We start from the raw sequence: 16,376 nt of genomic DNA, 5'->3' as shown, positions 1-16,376 counted from the left end.
CCGGCTGGCTGGCAGCGCTGTGGTGGGCGAAAGGTCGCCATTATGCCTGCTTTGCCCAAGCGCATGAAAATGCCTGCCGGTCGGAAACTGCAGCCAGGCTGCAAATCTCGCCGCCTGGCGCTGCCTCAGAGCTCGTATTCCTCAAATCTGGACGCACTCTTGCGAATGGCTTGCTCCACGCTTGCCCGTCTGGCATCCATCGCCCGGCGCGTGATCACCAGTTTTCTGGCGCGGATGTCCAGTTGCGACATCGGCTGATGAACCTGCCAGAACAGATAGTTGGTACTCAATACCAACTTGATAAAGCGAATATGGCTGAGCACCACGACCAGTTCGCCGCTGGCGTTCTGGCTGACCGGCAAAATATGCGAGGTGAAGGTTTTGCCACTCAGGGCGGTAAACCTTTGTAGCAGTGCTGCGTCTTTTTCCAGCGCTTTCAGCCCTGTTTCAACCTGCTCTAATTGAGAGCGCGCGAGCAAGGGGGCTGCCAACCGCCGCCATGCCTCCTGCACACTTCCCGAAAACTCCGTCCGGACCAGCACCGCCGGTTGCTCCTCAGGGACCCAGTCGTACGACCAGAGGACCCCGGCAAAATAATCGAACCACTGCGCCGGCTGAGTGTTGCTGTTATAAACACTGTCCGCCTTGATCTGCGCGAGATAAATGCAGTTCTTCACAAAGTTGTTATCGGCCTCGGCCCGACCTTCCAGGCCGGTGAATAACATATTGTTAACGGCCATTGCATTATTCTGATTTGAACGTGTACTGGAACTGATATCCATATCATCTCCTGCCAACTTGGCATTGATTTAAAGTTATAGGTTTTATGGCGCCAGACTTACTCATAAGTGCTGACTTGAACCAAACTAACAAAAACACTCGTTGAACAAAGTACTTTTGCTCAACATCAAGTTTCCGTGCCGCTGTCAACGCGCCGCGACGACAGACCCGCGTCAGATGCCGGCAGCCGCGTTATCATGCCGCCCTTGAAGATCTACCCTGAATTAAGGAACGGCATGACACCCTGGCTGACGGTTGTGGGAATCGGTGAAGACGGCTTCAAGGGCCTGGGCAAAAATGCCCGGCGCGCCCTTATGAGCGCCTCGCGGATCATCGGCGGCCAGCGGCAACTGGACTTGCTGCCGGTGTGCATACGCGGCGAACGCGCGTTGTGGCCGAGCCCGTTTTTCCTCGCGCCGGTACTGGAGCAGCGCGGCGAAGCCGTGTGCGTGCTGGCCAGCGGCGATCCGATGTTCTATGGCGTCGGCGCCAGCCTTGCGCGCCATGTGCCGAGTGATCAGATGCTGATCCTGCCGGCGCCATCCTCCTGTTCGCTGGCCGCCGCCCGGCTCGGCTGGCCGTTGCAGGATGTCGTGACACTGTCGCTGGTCGCACGGCCGCTGGCAGCACTCAATGCGCACCTGTTCAGCGGGGTGCGCCTGTTGTTGCTGAGCAATGACCGACAAAGTCCGGCGGCAGTCGCGGCGCTGCTGCGTGAGCGCGGTTTTGCCGGCAGCCGCATGAGTGTTTTGGAGCACTTGGGCGGCGACGCCGAGCGGCGCATCGACGGTACTGCCAATGACTGGAATGAACCAACGATTGCCGATCTGAATGTGATCGCCATCGAATGCCTGGCCGATGCGCAGGCACCGCGTCTGTCGCGTCTGGCCGGACTGCCCGACTCGGCATTCCAGCACGACGGCCAACTGACCAAACGCGATGTCCGCGCCATCACCCTCGCCCGCCTCGCGCCGATCCCCGGCGAACTGCTGTGGGATGTCGGCGGCGGTTGCGGCTCGATCGGCATCGAATGGATGCGCGCGCATCCAAGCTGTCGCGCCATCGCCATCGAGGCGGACGCAGGCCGACAGGCCTTGATCGAACACAACCGCGACGCGCTGGGCGTACCCGGTCTGCAATTGGTGCGTGGCCGTGCGCCGCAGGCACTTGCCGGGCTGGAGCGACCCGACGCGATCTTCATCGGCGGCGGCGTGACCCGTGAAGGCGTGTTTGAAACCTGCTGGGATCAACTCAAGCCCGGTGGCCGACTGGTGGCCAACGCCGTGACCCTGCAAAGCGAAGTCACCCTGATGAACTGGCGCGAACGCCACGGCGGCGAACTGACCCGTATCCATGTCGCCCAGGCGCAACCGCTGGGCGAATTCGACACCTGGCGTCAGGCGCTGCCGATCACCGTGCTGGACCTGGTCAAACCCCTCGATGCGTGACGAAACCGCCGAACAACCCGCGCCCCTGCGCAGCGGCCTGACCACCGGCAGCTGCGCCACCGCCACCAGCCTCGCTGCGGCACGCCTGCTGCTTGGCGGCATGTCGGCGGATGCAGTGCAGATCGTTTTGCCCAAAGGCAAGCAAGTGCAGATGCGCCTGGAGTTCTGCCGCTTGACCGCCGACGGCGCCGAGGCCGGAACGATCAAGGACGCTGGCGACGACCCGGACGTAACGCACGGTGCGCTGCTCTATTCGCAAGTGCGGCTGCTGGCCGAGCCGGGGATTCGCTTCATCGCGGGCGCAGGCGTCGGCACCGTGACCCGGCCGGGATTGGTGCTCGGCGTCGGTGAGCCGGCGATCAACCCGGTGCCGCGCAAGATGATCAGCGATCACCTGAGCCTGCTCGCCGCCGAAAGCGGTTATGGCGGCGGTTTCGAGATCACCGTCAATGTCGAGGGCGGCGAAGCGCTGGCGCTGAAAACCATGAATCCGCGCCTGGGCATTCTTGGCGGCCTGTCGATCCTCGGCACCAGCGGCATCGTCCGGCCGTTTTCCTGCGCAGCGTATATCGCCTCGATCCATCAGGGCATCGACGTGGCGAAAACCAACGGCTATCTGCACATCGCCGCGTGCACCGGCAACGCCAGCGAAGACACCATGCGCCGGGTCTACGACCTGCCGGAAATCGCCCTGATCGAAATGGGCGACTTTGTCGGCGCGGTGCTCAAGCATCTGCGCAAAGTGCCGGTGGATAAACTCAGCCTGTGCGGCGGCTTTGGCAAGATCAGCAAACTGGCGGCCGGGCACATGGATCTGCACTCGCGGCATTCGAGTATCGACCTGCCGCAACTGGCTGAATGGGCGGCGGCGATTGGCGCTGATCAGGCGTTGCAGCAGAGCATTCGTGAAGCGAACACCAGTCAGCAGGCCTTGGCGATGGCCAGCGCGGCGAGCATTGCCCTCGGCGATGAGGTCTGCCGTCACGCGTTGAATTTCGCCCGCAGTGTGGTCCCGGCGCAGGTGCAGGTCGAGGTGTTTGCGATTGATCGTCAGGGCGGCATCGTCGGCCATGCCGGAGGTTTTGCATGAAACGTATTCTGTTGCTCGGTGGCGTCACCGAAGCGCTGGCCATCGCCCGCACGCTGGGGCCAGAACACATTTACAGCCTGGCGGGCGTGGGCCGGGTGCCAACTGATCTGAGCTGCCAGGTGCGGGTCGGCGGCTACGGCGGCGCCGAAGGTCTGGCGCAGTTCATTGGCGCTGAAGGCATCGACCTGCTGCTCGACGCCACTCACCCCTACGCCGCACAAATCAGCCGCAACGCCGCCCGCGCCGCGCAACTGTCCGGCATCCCCTGCTGGGCCTTGCGCCGCCCCGCATGGCAGGCACAGGCCGGCGACGACTGGCGCGAGGTCAGCGACTGGGCCGAACTGAGCGAAGCCCTCAAACCGTTCCGCCGCCCGCTGTTCACCCTCGGCCGCGAACCGCTGCAACACCTCGACGAAATCCCCGCCAACCAGTTCTGGACCCTGCGCGCCCTCGACGTCTACCCCGGTAACGAACGCTGCGAAGTCATCGGCGCCCGTGGGCCATTTCTGCTTGAGGAGGAACGCGCGCTGTTCGAACGCCGGCAAATCGATGTGCTGATCAGCAAGAACAGCGGCAGCACCGCGACCGAGCCGAAACTGGAAGTGGCGCGGGAGTTGGGAGTGCCGGTGATGGTGCTGAAGCGGCCGGTGTTGCCGGGGGTTGATCGGGAGTTTGTGACGACGGCTGAAGTCCTCGCTGCCCTTGCCGCCTTCACCCGGCTTTAACCAAGCGCAGATCTCGAGTACGCCTTCGCGGGCAAGCCCGCTCCCACAGTGGTCGGCAGCGACTGCATAGTTTGTGTATGCCAGGGATCCTGTGGGAGCGGGCTTGCTCGCGAAGGCGTGCGACCTGACAGCTCGTATCCTGAACGTTAAAAAGCAGATCAAAAGATCGCAGCCTCGTTCCACTCGTCAGCTCCTACAGGAACGGCGGATGAGTCTGGCGTTGCGAATTTCCACCGCTACACTCTGTTTCAATTGATCTGCGACACCAAACCGCACGACGCCTTTTTACTTATCGGCCCTGATCAGGCTAAATAGCCGCGCCTGATCGCCCACCCAACGGATCTGTCCCATGAACCGACACCGGCTCGCATTTGCCTGGATCGCCTGCTTCGCAGTGCTGTTCAACATGCTCGCCATGCCGATGACCGGGGCGATGGCGCAGGCGGCCAATTCACCGGCCGAACAGTTGCTGTGGAGCAGTTTCTGCACCGGCAGCGGGACGAAGATGGTGGCGATCAACATCGGCACCACGGAGCAGATAGCCCCGTCCAACGACACCCATTCCAACATGCAGCATTGCTGGTGTTGCTCGGGTTCCGCGCCGCTGGTGGCGTTGCCGGGCCATACGCCGCAGCTGTATTTCGCCCGCTACGAAAGCAATCGCAGCGTGGCGCCGCCCTCGTTGCAAACACCGACACCGCGCCAGCAATGGCCGAGCCTCAATCCCCGCGCCTCGCCTCTGGTCTGATCTGTCTCGCAATTGACCTGCGTTTCACATCGTTCCGGAGAACTGCCATGTTGAACAAACTCATCGTCATCGCTGCGCTGTTGCTGCCGGCGTGCTTCGCCCATGCCCACGAATACAAGGCCGGCGAGCTGGAAATCGCTCATCCTTGGTCGCAGGAGCTGCCGCCCAACGCGCCGACCGTCGCGGCTTATTTCGTGATCAGCAATCCCGGCAAGACCGACGACCGCCTGCTCAGCGTCGACTCGCCGATCACCGCCGAAGCGCAACTGCACGAACATGTGATGCAGGGCGACCTGATGAAAATGCAGCAGGTGCCCGACGTGGTGATTCCTGCCGGCGGCACGGTGACGTTCGCACCGATGGCCTATCACGTGATGCTGCTCAACCCGAAAGACCGCAGTCTGCTCAGCGACGGCAAACGCTTTCCGCTGACCCTGCACTTCGAGAAGGCCGGTGACGTGACCGTCGAGGTCGCGGTGCAGAAGAAACCTCCGCAAGAAACCCAGGCACACGATCACGCCCAGTAACCGATCCGGCTGACTACGCCCGTGCGCCCGCAACGCGCCGGGGCGTCCCGCCTGCATCGCCAGAGCCAGACTCTGACCCGCGGTAGCTGGATCGCCCTGTTCGCCATGTTGATGATCTTCATCGGCCCGCTGATTTCTCAGTCGATGCCGATGGATCAGCACGCCTCGACTTCCATGGCGATGCCCATGGACATGTCGATGGCCATGCCGGGCATGGATCACGCCACGCACGGTGCACAACCGGCTGCCGAACACTGTCCGCCGCAATCCTCGCACCACGCCCTGTGGGAAAAATGCGGTTATTGCAGCCTGCTGTTCAACTGCCCGGCGCTGACCGGTGGCGGCACTTTCGCCACGTTCAGCATCGCCCACGCCAACACCTTCACTCCACCCTCTCCGCGTCTGGGGCATGCCCGGCAGACCTTCTTCCCCGGCGCCCGAACCCGCGCCCCACCCATCGCCGCGTAAACACCGCACCTTTGATTGCACACGGTTGAGAAGACAGCTGCAGGCTGCCGGCCGTGTCGTTTACGACTGTTTGATGGAAATTGTCATGTCCAGGTTTTCTGCTGTTCCACGTTTGAGCGCTGCTCGGGCGTCCTTTGCCTTGAACGAATCGCGCATTCGTTTTTCGCACGCCATCGCCGTCCTTTGCGGCGTCCTGCTGTCCCCGCTGGTGTTGGCCGATGACCACGCCGGGCACAACGAAGAACTGAGTCCGACGGTGATCACCGCGATCGCCCCGAGCTCGCCGCTGACCATCGTCACCAACCCCAAGGACCCGCGCCAACCGGTGCCGGCCAGTGACGGCGGCGATTACCTGAAGACCATTCCCGGCTTCGCCCTGGTGCGCAACGGCGGCACCAACGGTGATCCGGTGCTGCGCGGGATGTTCGGTTCGCGGCTGAACATTCTCACCAACGGCAGCATGTTGCTCGGCGCCTGCCCCGGCCGCATGGACGCGCCGACCTCCTACATCTCGCCGGAAACCTACGACAAGCTCACGGTGATCAAAGGCCCGCAAACAGTGCTCTGGGGGCCGGGTGCCTCGGCCGGCACGGTGCTGTTCGACCGTGAACCGGAAAGCTTCGGCGAGCTCGGCACGCGGGTGAATGCCAGCGTGCTGGCCGGCTCCAACGGACGCTTCGACAAGGTTGTCGACGCTGCTGCCGGCGGGCCTTTGGGCTATGTGCGAGTGATCGGCAACACCGCGCACTCCGACGACTATCGCGACGGCAACAACGCCACCGTGCCGTCGCGCTACGACAAGTGGAACGGTGACATCGCCGTCGGCTGGACCCCGGACGCCGACACCCTGATCGAACTGACTGCCGGCAAGGGCGACGGCGAAGCACGCTACGCCGGACGCGGCATGGACGGTTCGCAGTTCCTGCGCGAAAGCCTCGGCCTGCGCTTCGAAAAATCCAACATCACTGACGTGTTGGAAAAGCTCGAAGCACAGGTCTACTACAACTACGCCGACCACGTGATGGACAACTACACCCTGCGCACGCCGTCCGGCACCGGGATGATGGCCGGTCCCATGGCCTCCAACGTCGACCGTCGCACCCTCGGCGCGCGGGTCAAGGCGACCTGGCGCTGGGCCGACATCCAATTGATCACCGGCCTCGATGCGCAGACCAACGAGCACCGCCAGCGCAGCGGCATGGGCATCGACACCTACAAGGATCAGCCCTACACCAAGGACGCCGATTTCCATAACTATGGCGTGTTCAGCGAAATGACCTGGTACGCCGCCGACCGTGACCGGCTGATCACTGGCGCCCGGGTCGACCGCGCTTCGGCCAGGGATTACCGGCAGAGCATCGGTTCGGGAATGATGAGCAGCCCCAACCCGACCGCCGGCGAGACCCGCGCCGACACCCTGCCAAGCGGCTTCGTGCGTTACGAGCATGACCTGGCTGACAGCCCGGCCACGCTGTACGCCGGCCTCGGCCACGCGCAGCGCTTCCCGGATTACTGGGAGCTGTTTTCAGCGACGTCTGGCCCGGTCGGTTCGCTGAATGCGTTCGACTCGATCAAACCGGAAAAGACCACTCAGTTCGACTTCGGCGTGAACTACAAGACCGCCGAACTCGAAGCCTGGGCCTCGGGCTACATCGGTGTGGTGCGCGATTACATCCTGTTCGACTACACGCCAACGATGATGGGCATGAGCAGCTCCCGTGCCGAGAACATCGACGCGCGAATCATGGGTGGTGAACTTGGTGCTGCGTACAAGCTCACCGAGCACTGGAAAGCCGATGCGACCTTGGCCTACGCCTGGGGCAAGAACAGCAGCGACGGCAAGGCCCTGCCACAAATGCCGCCGCTGGATGCGCGCTTCGGCCTGACCTACAGCGAAGACAACTGGAGCGCCGGGGCACTGTGGCGCGTGGTCGCGGCGCAAAACCGCATCGACCAGAACAAGGGCAACGTAGTCGGCAAGGACTACGACAAGAGCGGCGGGTTTGGCGTGTTCTCGCTCAACGGCGCCTACCGGATCAACAAGAACTGGAAGGTCAGCACCGGCGTCGACAACCTGTTCGGCAAGGCTTACGCCGAACACCTGAACCTGGCCGGTAACGCCGGTTTCGGCTACCCGGCCAACGACCCGCAAGCGATCAATGAGCCGGGGCGCACGCTCTGGACCAAGGTCGATATGAGTTTCTAACAGTCAAATCCCACCCTGTGGGAGCGAGCTTGCTCGCGAAGGGGACGGCACATCCAACATAGATGCAGCCTGATACGACGCCTTCGCGAGCAAGCTCGCTCCCACAAGGGTCGCAGAACAACGAAAAGATCCAAGCCAAGCGGAGCAAACGTGATGCAAAAGCCCAAAGCGAATTTCTACAACCTGGCCTGGCGCTGGCATTTCTATGCCGGATTATTCGTCGCGCCCTTCATGGTGATGCTGGCCCTGACCGGCATCATCTACCTGTTCAAACCGCAACTCGACTCACTGATGTACAGCAGCCTGCTCAACGTCCCGGCCGGACATCACACGGTGCCGGCCGATGAGCTGCTGCAACGGGTCAAGAGCGCTTATCCACAGGGTCAGATCACCCAGTACCTGCCGCCGGCCAACGCCGAACGCAGCGCTCAGTTTGTCGTCAAGAATGAAGGCAATGAACTCAACGTATTCATCGATCCGTACCACGGCGACATCCTCGGCGAGCAGGATGCAAAGAAAAATCTGCAAGCCATCGCCCGCGCCATTCACGGCGAATTGATGATCGGCACGCTCGGTGATCGCCTGATCGAACTCGCCGCCGGTTGGGGTGTGGTGCTGGTGGTATCGGGGGTCTTTCTGTGGTGGCCGCGCGGTCAGGCGGCGGGGATTCTGTGGCCTCGCCTGAACAGTCGCGGTCGGGTGTTGTGGCGTGATCTGCACGCGGTCACCGGGTTCTGGGGCGCGGCATTGCTGCTGGTGATGCTGCTCAGCGGCATGACCTGGACCGGCTTCTGGGGCAAGCAGTACGCCCAGGTGTGGAACGTGTTCCCGGCAGCGATGTGGAACAACGTGCCGACCTCCGACGTCGAGGCCGGCAGCCTGAACAACGCCGCGCGTCAGACCGTGCCATGGGCGATGGAAAACACGCCGATGCCGATGTCCGGCGACCACGCCGAACACATGGCCCACGGTGGCATGCAACACGGTCCCGCCGCACCCGCGATCAGCCTGCAAGACGTGCAGAACATTGCCGTTGAACGCAAGGTCGAACCCGGCTACAGCATCACCCTGCCAACCACCGCGACCGGTGTGTTCACCATTGCCGTATTTGCCGACGACCCGCGTAACGACGCCACCCTGCACGTCGATCAGTACACCGGCAAGGTCCTCGCCGATGTGCGCTTCGAGCAGTACGGCGCGGTGGCGCGGGCCACGGAAATCGGCGTGATGCTCCACGAAGGCAAGATGTTCGGCACCTTCAACCAGATTGTCGTGCTGCTGATCTGCCTGATGATTCTGCTCAGCGCCGTCAGCGGTGTGGTGATCTGGTGGAAGCGTCGTCCGCAGGGCAAATTCGGCGTGCCGCCGCTGCGCCATGACCTGCCGAAGTGGAAAACCGGGGTGGCGATCATGCTGGTGCTGGCCGTGATCTTCCCGCTGGTGGGGGCTTCGCTGGTGCTGGTGTGGTTGCTGGATCGGCTACTGTTGTCGCGTTTGGGCCGCCAAGCTGAATCTGCCTCAACTTCATCATGAAGCAGGCGAGATGCGCGTTTTAGACAGATCTTTAAACTGCCGGGGCTTAAACTCCGGCATTTTTTAGTGTTACTGTGTAACACAAATAGGCCACTCTGCCCGCAACCACAAGTTGCGGGCTTTCTTTTGAAGAAGTGATTCACCGCCCCGATGAACAAGTACCTCTTGTCCAGTCTCTGCCTGCTTGCCCTGAACAACGCCAGCGCCGATGGCCAACCGTTGACGCTGCCCACCGGCACCATCAGCGCCCCGGCCATGGATGACGAAAACGTCAGCCTGACCACACCGACCACCGCTGGTTCGCGCCTGAACCTGACGGCCATGGAAACCCCGGCCAGTGTCGAAAGCCTCAGCGGCGAGCAGGTGCGCGCCCGTGGTGATCGCAGCGTGCAGGACGCCGTGTCGCGCAGCACCGGCATCAGCCGCACCGGCACCCCGGGCGATGGCGGCACCTCGTTGCAGGCACGCGGTTTTACCGGGCAGAGTTCGGTGATGCAGTTGTATGACGGCAACCGGATGTACACCGGCATGGGCACCGTGACATTTCCGGTCGACACCTGGGCGGTAGCGCGCGTCGACGTACTGCGCGGCCCGGCCTCGGTGCTGTACGGCGAAGGCGCGACCGGTGCGGTGGTCAACGTGATCCCGAAAAAACCGTTCGAGGGTGAAATCGAAAACCACCTGCGCGTCGGCTACGGTTCCTACGACAGCCAGCAACAGGCGTTCGACAGCGGCGGCTCGCTGAGCGACACCCTGAGCTATCGCCTCAATCTCAATCGTCTGCGCAGCAACGGCTGGATCGATCGCGGTGATTCTTCAAGCGACTTCATCAGCGCCGCCCTGCGCTGGCAAGCCACCGACGACCTGACCTTCACCCTCGCCCACGACTACGGCGACCAGCGTCCGCAGAACTACTTCGGCACGCCGTTGATCAACGGCCAATTGCAAGACAGCCTGCGCAACAAGAACTACAACGTGCGTGACGACCAGCAGCACTACAACGATCAGTGGACGCGTCTGACCAGCGACTGGCAGATCAACGACGCGGTCAGCGCCAGCAATGAGCTGTATTACCTCAAGGCCCAGCGCCGCTGGCAGAACGCCGAGAACTACAACTTCGACGCCGCCACGCAACAACTCAGCCGCAGCGGCTACTTCGGCATTGGCCACAAGCAGGAACAGGTCGGCGACCGCCAGACCTTCACCTTCAAACACTCGCTGTTCGGCCTCGACAGCCAGACCGTGAGCGGCGTCGATTACAACCGCATCCGTTTCCAGCTCAACAGCAACTCACCGTTCAACGATGTGCTGCCGAACGGTCAGGCGCTGGACCTGTATCACCCGCAACCGGGCTATTTCGAAAGCGCCAACCCGTACCGCGACCAGTTCGACAGCACCACCAGACAGATGTCAGTGTTCGCTGAAAACCGCACGCAACTGAGCGAGCGCTGGTCGCTGGTGACCGGCGTGCGCCGTGATTACGTGCATGTGGATCGCAACAACCTGGTCGACGGCAGCCAGAGCGACAAGACCCTGACCGGCAACAACTGGAAGGCCGGACTGGTGTTCGCGCTGACACCACAGACTTCTTTCTACGGTCAGGTCGCGACCAGCACCGACGGCATCGGTGGCTTGATTTCGCTGAGCCCGAGCCAGCAGCAATACGACCTGTCGACCGCGCGGCAGACAGAAATCGGCATGAAGCAGTTGTTCTGGGATCAGCGCGGTGAGTTCACCCTGGCGGCCTATCGCATCGTCAAAAAGAAACTGCTGACCGACGATCCGGGCAACCCGACGCTCAAGCAGCAAGTCGGCCAGCAATCGTCCAACGGCCTGGAAGCCAGTCTCGATCTGCAACTGCCGCACGCCTGGCAACTGCAGGCCAACGCGGCGATTGTGAAGGCCAAGTACGATGACTTCTCCGAAGTGGTCAACGGGCAAACCCTGTCGTACAACGGCAATCGCCCGGTGGATGTGCCGCGTCGAACGGCCAATCTGTGGCTGAACAAAAACCTCAGCGATGACCTGAAGGCCGGCGCCGGCGTGCGTTATGTCGATGCGCGTTACGCCGACATGGCCAATCGCAACGAGCTGCCGAGTTACACCGTGGTCGATGCGACGCTGTCGTGGAAAGCCTTGCGCAACACTACGCTGGGTCTGCAGGTGAACAATCTGTTTGACCGCCAGTACGCACAAAGCCAATACAATGAGGGCCAGCAGTGGATTCTCGGCGAACCGAGATCGTTCTTCGTCACGGCCGCTTACACCTTTTGATTCATGGCCCTCTTCGCGAGCAAGCCCGCTCCCACATTGAAACGCGATCAACTGTGGGAGCGGGCTTGCTCGCGAAGGCGTCATCAGCAACGCCAGATATTTCAGAGTAGAAGCATGACCTCGCTAAACCTCACCAACCTCGCCTGGACACCCCTGGGCCACGGCCACTGCCATCACCAGTTCCAGCTGCGTGACGCCTCGTTGCAGGTGGCTGCCGGTGAGTTCGTCGGGCTGATCGGCCCCAACGGCAGCGGCAAGACCAGCCTGCTGCGGTGCGCCTATCGCTTCAGTCAGCCGGAAAGCGGTGAGGTCAGACTCGATCACCACAACGTGTGGAAGCAGTCCTCACGCTGGTGTGCAAAACGCATCGCCGTGGTCCTCCAGGAATTCCCCGATGCCTTTGGCCTGACCGTCGAAGAAGTGGTCGCCATGGGCCGCACGCCGCACAAAGGCCTGTTCGATGGCGACACGCTGGAAGATCGCAATCTGGCGACGCAAGCGCTCACATCCGTCGGCCTCGACGGCTTCGAAGACCATGCTTTCGCCACGCTGTCCGGCGGTGAAAAACAGCGGGTGATCCTTGCCCGCGCCCTGACCCAGCAACCGCAACTGCTGATCCTCGACGAGCCGACCAACCATCTCGACCCGCGTTATCAGCTCGAACTGCTGCAACTGGTCAAACGCCTGCAGATCGGCACCCTCGCCAGCATCCACGACCTGAACCTCGCGGCCGCCTTCTGCGACCGACTGTACGTGATCAACCACGGACGGATCGTCGCCAGCGGCACGCCGCAGCAAGTGCTCACCACCGAGCTGCTGCGCGACGTGTTCGGCGTCGAAGCGTTGATCGACTCCCACCCCCTCCACGACTACCCGCGAATCACCTGGATAACCCGACCATGACTGTGCGTTCCCTGCTTTGCGTCGCTCTTTTGTTGTGCAGTGCCCAGGCCTTCGCCGAAGCCACGAAGTACCCGCTGACCATCCATAGCTGCAACCGCGAAGTGACCTTCAAGGAGGCGCCGAAACACGCGGTCAGTCACGACATCAACATGACCCAGATGATGCTCGCCCTCGGCCTCAAATCGCGCATGGCCGGGTACAGCGGTGTCAGTGGCTGGAAGTCGGTGACGCCCGCGATGCAGTCGCTGCTCGACGGTTTGCCGGAGCTGGCCGCGAAATATCCGTCGGTGGAAACCCTGCTCAACGCCAACGTCGATTTCTTCTTCGCCGGTTGGGATTACGGCATGCGCGTCGGCGGCGATCTCACCCCGCAGACCCTGCAACCGCTGGGCATCAACGTGTATGAGCTGACCGAGTCCTGCGCCTTCGTGATGAAACGCCCGGCGGCGACGCTGGACGACACCTATAACGACCTGCGCAACCTCGGGAAGATTTTCGACGTGCAGGATCGCGCCAACGCACTGATCGCCGACATGCAGCAACAGGTCGCCGAAATCCGCAAAGACCTGCCCGCCGACCAGCCGCGCGTGTTTCTCTACGACAGCGGCGAAGACCGCGCCATGACTTCCGGCCGCCTCGGCATGCCGCAGGCGCTGATCGATGCGGCGGGCGGGCGCAACATTCTCGACGACGTCGAAGCAAGCTGGACCCGGGTCAATTGGGAGACTGTGGTCGAACGCAATCCACAGGTGATCGTGATCGTCGATTACAGCGAAATCACCGCCGAGCAGAAGATCGAATTCCTGCTGAAGAACCCGGCGCTGCAATCGGTGGATGCGATCAAGAACCAGCGTTTCATCGTTATTCCCTACGTGCAGGCCACGCCGGGGATCGATAACGTGCTGGCGGTGGAAACCCTGGCCAAGGGGTTCCACGGCGAATGATTGACCGGCGCTACGCCCTGTTGTTGACCGCCCTCGGCGCCGTGTTGCTGGTGTCGTGCGTGGTGTCGCTGGGATTCGGCCCGGCGCGAGTGCCGGTGGACGTGGTGTGGCGGATTCTGCTGCACAAGGCCTTCGGTCTCGGCGAGGTGAGCTGGAGCGCCGGGCAGGAACACATCGTCTGGCTGATCCGCGTGCCGCGCATGTTGCTCGGGGCGTTGGTCGGCGCCGGGCTGGCGTTGATCGGCGCGGTGCTGCAAGCGGTGACGCGCAATCCACTGGCCGATCCGCACCTGCTTGGCGTCACCTCCGGCGCGACACTCGGCGCCGTGATCGTGGTGCTGCACATCGGTGAAGTCGTCGGCCTGCTGACCTTGCCGATTGCCGCATTCATCGGCGCCTTGCTGAGCATGCTTCTGGTGCTGGGCATTGCCAACCGTCAGGGCCGGCTCGACAGCGACCGGTTGCTGCTGTGCGGCGTGGCGGTGTCGTTCGTGATGATGGCAATCGCCAATCTGCTGCTGTTCATGGGCGACCATCGCGCCAGCTCGGCGGTGATGTTCTGGATGCTCGGCGGCCTCGGGCTGGCGCGTTGGGAGTTGCTGACGGTGCCGGCGCTGAGCGTGTTGCTCGGCCTCGGTCTGCTGCTGGGCATGGCTCGGCCATTGAACGCATTGATGGCCGGCGAACAGACCGCCGTCACCCTCGGCCTGAATGCCCGCGCGGTGCGCCTGCGGGTGTTTGTGATCGCCTCCTTGATGACCGGGGTGCTGGTGTCGATCAGCGGCTCGATCGGTTTTGTCGGGCTGATGGTGCCGCACATTGCCCGGCGTCTGGTCGGTGCTGAACACCGGCGACTGCTGCCGGCCTGCGTACTGCTTGGCAGCCTGTTCCTGGTGTGGGTCGATGTTGCCGCGCGCACCCTGATCGCGCCGGAAGACCTGCCCATCGGCGTTGCCACCGCGGCTATCGGCGGCCTGTTCTTCATCGGTCTGATGCGCCGCCGCTGACACAACAAACACAAAAACTGTGGGAGCGAGCCTGCTCGCGAAGAGGCCGTGCCAGCCAACTTCATTTTTGAATGACCCACCGCATTCGCGAGCAAGCCCGCTCCCACAGTGAACGGCATTGTTTGCGAAATCGGCGCCCTAATCTGGCGCATACGAATGCACCGTCACACGCGACTCGTCCCTTCATGGTGCACCCCGCCCGCGCGCAACCGCTCTAAACCGACATTTTCCTGCCCGATCCCGACCGGGCACAGCCCTTGCAAAACACACCTTCAGTCGTCCGCATCTGCCAACCATAAAAAACTTTAACGTTCATGGAGATCGCACAATGAAGCGTCGCAGTTTGATCAAGGCTTTCACACTCACGGCATCCATTGCCGCGATGGGCATGACCTGGACTGTCCAGGCCGCCGAGACCATCAAGGTGGGGATTCTGCATTCGTTGTCCGGGACCATGGCGATCTCCGAAACGTCGCTCAAAGACATGGCGCTGATGACCATCGACGAGATCAACGCCAAGGGCGGCGTGAACGGCAAGATGCTCGAACCGGTGGTGGTCGACCCGGCATCGAACTGGCCGCTGTTCGCCGAGAAGGGCCGGCAGTTGCTGACGCAGGACAAGGTCGCGGTGGTGTTCGGTTGCTGGACCTCGGTATCACGTAAATCGGTACTGCCGGTGTTCGAAGAACTCAACGGCCTGCTGTTCTACCCGGTGCAGTACGAAGGCGAAGAGATGTCGCCGAACGTGTTCTACACCGGCGCCGCGCCGAACCAACAGGCGATTCCGGCGGTGGAATACCTGATGAGCGAAGAAGGCGGCAGCGCCAAGCGCTTCTTCCTGCTCGGCACCGACTACGTCTACCCGCGCACCACCAACAAGATCCTGCGCTCGTTCCTGCATTCCAAAGGCGTGGCCGACAAGGACATCGAAGAGGTCTACACCCCATTCGGTCACAGCGACTATCAAACCATCGTCGCCAACATCAAGAAGTTCTCCGCCGGTGGCAAAACCGCTGTGATTTCCACGGTCAACGGCGACTCCAACGTGCCGTTCTACAAAGAGCTGGCCAACCAGGGCCTGAAGGCTACCGACGTACCGGTGGTGGCGTTCTCCGTGGGTGAAGAAGAGCTGCGCGGCATCGACACCAAACCGCTGGTGGGCAACCTCGCGGCGTGGAACTACTTCGAGTCCGTGGAGAACCCGGTGAACAAGAAGTTCGTCGCTGACTGGAAGGCCTACGCGAAGAAACACAACCTGCCGGGCGCCGACAAAGCCGTGACCAACGACCCGATGGAAGCCACCTACGTCGGCATCCACATGTGGGCGCAAGCCGTTGAAAAAGCCAAGTCCACCGACGTCGACAAAGTCCGCGAAGCACTGGCTGGCCAGACCTTTGCTGCGCCGTCCGGTTACACCCTGACCATGGACAAGACCAATCACCACCTGCACAAACCGGTGATGATCGGCGAGATCCAGGCTGACGGTCAGTTCAACGTGGTCTGGCAGACCGAAGGCCCGATCCGTGCCCAGCCGTGGAGCCCGTTTATCGATGGCAACGACAAGAAGCCGGATTATGCGGTGAAGAGCAACTGAACCATTGGGTGTCGGGCTGTTAAGACTTTCAGTCCGACACACTCCCCCTGTGGGAGCGGGGGTTGTTTTTGAGGTGGCTTCTTGCTCCGAAACTCCTGTGGTTTGTGGCACAAACCCTCGAACAAAACC

General features: G+C 62.2%; 14 protein-coding genes. 13 read left to right on the top strand and 1 reads right to left on the bottom strand.

Annotated features, from left to right (window positions below; genetic code table 11):
- Positions 1-125: 125 nt before the first annotated feature.
- Positions 126-782 (bottom strand): hypothetical protein, encoded by a 657-nt coding sequence (locus tag AC27VU_RS16730; RefSeq protein ID WP_003221253.1) that lies wholly within the window; start codon positions 780-782, stop codon positions 126-128.
- A gap of 234 nt (positions 783-1,016) precedes the next feature.
- On the opposite strand from AC27VU_RS16730, the gene cbiE reads away from it, so the two are divergent.
- From cbiE to urtA, 13 genes are all read left to right on the top strand, one after another.
- Positions 1,017-2,228 (top strand): precorrin-6y C5,15-methyltransferase (decarboxylating) subunit CbiE, encoded by a 1,212-nt coding sequence (gene cbiE / locus AC27VU_RS16725; protein ID WP_488724478.1) that lies wholly within the window; start codon positions 1,017-1,019, stop codon positions 2,226-2,228.
- Entirely contained in the window at positions 2,221-3,318 is a 1,098-nt protein-coding gene (locus AC27VU_RS16720) for a cobalt-precorrin-5B (C(1))-methyltransferase (protein ID WP_488724477.1), read from the top strand. Before cbiE ends, AC27VU_RS16720 begins: the two co-directional genes overlap by 8 nt.
- On the top strand, positions 3,315-4,043 hold the full coding sequence (locus AC27VU_RS16715) for a cobalt-precorrin-6A reductase (RefSeq protein WP_488724476.1): 729 nt from the start codon (positions 3,315-3,317) through the stop codon (positions 4,041-4,043). The genes AC27VU_RS16720 and AC27VU_RS16715 overlap by 4 nt, the downstream gene beginning before the upstream one ends.
- A gap of 349 nt (positions 4,044-4,392) precedes the next feature.
- Positions 4,393-4,791 (top strand): DUF2946 domain-containing protein, encoded by a 399-nt coding sequence (locus AC27VU_RS16710; protein ID WP_488724475.1) that lies wholly within the window; start codon positions 4,393-4,395, stop codon positions 4,789-4,791.
- A gap of 47 nt (positions 4,792-4,838) precedes the next feature.
- On the top strand, positions 4,839-5,318 hold the full coding sequence (locus AC27VU_RS16705) for a copper chaperone PCu(A)C (protein WP_103485965.1): 480 nt from the start codon (positions 4,839-4,841) through the stop codon (positions 5,316-5,318).
- Between the two features lie 21 nt (positions 5,319-5,339).
- The gene (locus AC27VU_RS16700) at positions 5,340-5,786 is read left to right on the top strand and encodes a DUF2946 domain-containing protein (protein WP_400496169.1); all 447 of its coding nucleotides are present in this window, start codon (positions 5,340-5,342) and stop codon (positions 5,784-5,786) included.
- Between the two features lie 85 nt (positions 5,787-5,871).
- A complete protein-coding gene (locus AC27VU_RS16695) occupies positions 5,872-7,992 on the top strand; it encodes a TonB-dependent copper receptor (protein ID WP_488724474.1) in 2,121 nt (706 codons plus the stop codon).
- A 153-nt stretch (positions 7,993-8,145) separates the two neighbouring features.
- Positions 8,146-9,525, top strand: coding sequence for a PepSY-associated TM helix domain-containing protein (locus tag AC27VU_RS16690; protein ID WP_488724473.1), 1,380 nt, complete (start codon positions 8,146-8,148; stop codon positions 9,523-9,525).
- A gap of 150 nt (positions 9,526-9,675) precedes the next feature.
- Positions 9,676-11,799 carry a TonB-dependent receptor gene (locus AC27VU_RS16685; protein ID WP_488724472.1) on the top strand — a complete coding sequence of 708 codons (2,124 nt, stop codon included), beginning with the start codon at positions 9,676-9,678 and terminating at the stop codon, positions 11,797-11,799.
- A 114-nt stretch (positions 11,800-11,913) separates the two neighbouring features.
- On the top strand, positions 11,914-12,702 hold the full coding sequence (locus AC27VU_RS16680) for an ABC transporter ATP-binding protein (protein WP_488724471.1): 789 nt from the start codon (positions 11,914-11,916) through the stop codon (positions 12,700-12,702).
- Positions 12,699-13,646, top strand: a complete 948-nt coding sequence (locus AC27VU_RS16675; protein WP_400496162.1) for an ABC transporter substrate-binding protein — start codon at positions 12,699-12,701, stop codon at positions 13,644-13,646. The genes AC27VU_RS16680 and AC27VU_RS16675 overlap by 4 nt, the downstream gene beginning before the upstream one ends.
- Entirely contained in the window at positions 13,643-14,653 is a 1,011-nt protein-coding gene (locus AC27VU_RS16670) for a FecCD family ABC transporter permease (RefSeq protein WP_488724470.1), read from the top strand. Before AC27VU_RS16675 ends, AC27VU_RS16670 begins: the two co-directional genes overlap by 4 nt.
- A gap of 328 nt (positions 14,654-14,981) precedes the next feature.
- Complete coding sequence (gene urtA, locus AC27VU_RS16665) at positions 14,982-16,247, top strand: urea ABC transporter substrate-binding protein (protein ID WP_003221226.1); 1,266 nt, start codon at positions 14,982-14,984, stop codon at positions 16,245-16,247.
- Positions 16,248-16,376 lie beyond the last annotated feature (129 nt).

This window comes from Pseudomonas sp. 14P5.3.2 (genome assembly GCF_057799175.1).
The sequence above is the reverse complement of the archived record's forward strand: the minus strand, read 5'-3'. Positions and strand labels throughout refer to the sequence as shown.

What these genes read in the sequence shown, in the direction of transcription:
- AC27VU_RS16730 (WP_003221253.1), bottom strand. Translation starts at nt 782, where the DNA reads ATGGATATCAGTTCCAGTACACGTTCAAATCAGAATAATGCAATGGCC.
- cbiE (WP_488724478.1), top strand. Translation starts at nt 1,017, where the DNA reads ATGACACCCTGGCTGACGGTTGTGGGAATCGGTGAAGACGGCTTCAAG.
- AC27VU_RS16720 (WP_488724477.1), top strand. Translation starts at nt 2,221, where the DNA reads ATGCGTGACGAAACCGCCGAACAACCCGCGCCCCTGCGCAGCGGCCTG.
- AC27VU_RS16715 (WP_488724476.1), top strand. Translation starts at nt 3,315, where the DNA reads ATGAAACGTATTCTGTTGCTCGGTGGCGTCACCGAAGCGCTGGCCATC.
- AC27VU_RS16710 (WP_488724475.1), top strand. Translation starts at nt 4,393, where the DNA reads ATGAACCGACACCGGCTCGCATTTGCCTGGATCGCCTGCTTCGCAGTG.
- AC27VU_RS16705 (WP_103485965.1), top strand. Translation starts at nt 4,839, where the DNA reads ATGTTGAACAAACTCATCGTCATCGCTGCGCTGTTGCTGCCGGCGTGC.
- AC27VU_RS16695 (WP_488724474.1), top strand. Translation starts at nt 5,872, where the DNA reads ATGTCCAGGTTTTCTGCTGTTCCACGTTTGAGCGCTGCTCGGGCGTCC.
- AC27VU_RS16690 (WP_488724473.1), top strand. Translation starts at nt 8,146, where the DNA reads ATGCAAAAGCCCAAAGCGAATTTCTACAACCTGGCCTGGCGCTGGCAT.
- AC27VU_RS16685 (WP_488724472.1), top strand. Translation starts at nt 9,676, where the DNA reads ATGAACAAGTACCTCTTGTCCAGTCTCTGCCTGCTTGCCCTGAACAAC.
- AC27VU_RS16680 (WP_488724471.1), top strand. Translation starts at nt 11,914, where the DNA reads ATGACCTCGCTAAACCTCACCAACCTCGCCTGGACACCCCTGGGCCAC.
- AC27VU_RS16675 (WP_400496162.1), top strand. Translation starts at nt 12,699, where the DNA reads ATGACTGTGCGTTCCCTGCTTTGCGTCGCTCTTTTGTTGTGCAGTGCC.
- AC27VU_RS16670 (WP_488724470.1), top strand. Translation starts at nt 13,643, where the DNA reads ATGATTGACCGGCGCTACGCCCTGTTGTTGACCGCCCTCGGCGCCGTG.
- urtA (WP_003221226.1), top strand. Translation starts at nt 14,982, where the DNA reads ATGAAGCGTCGCAGTTTGATCAAGGCTTTCACACTCACGGCATCCATT.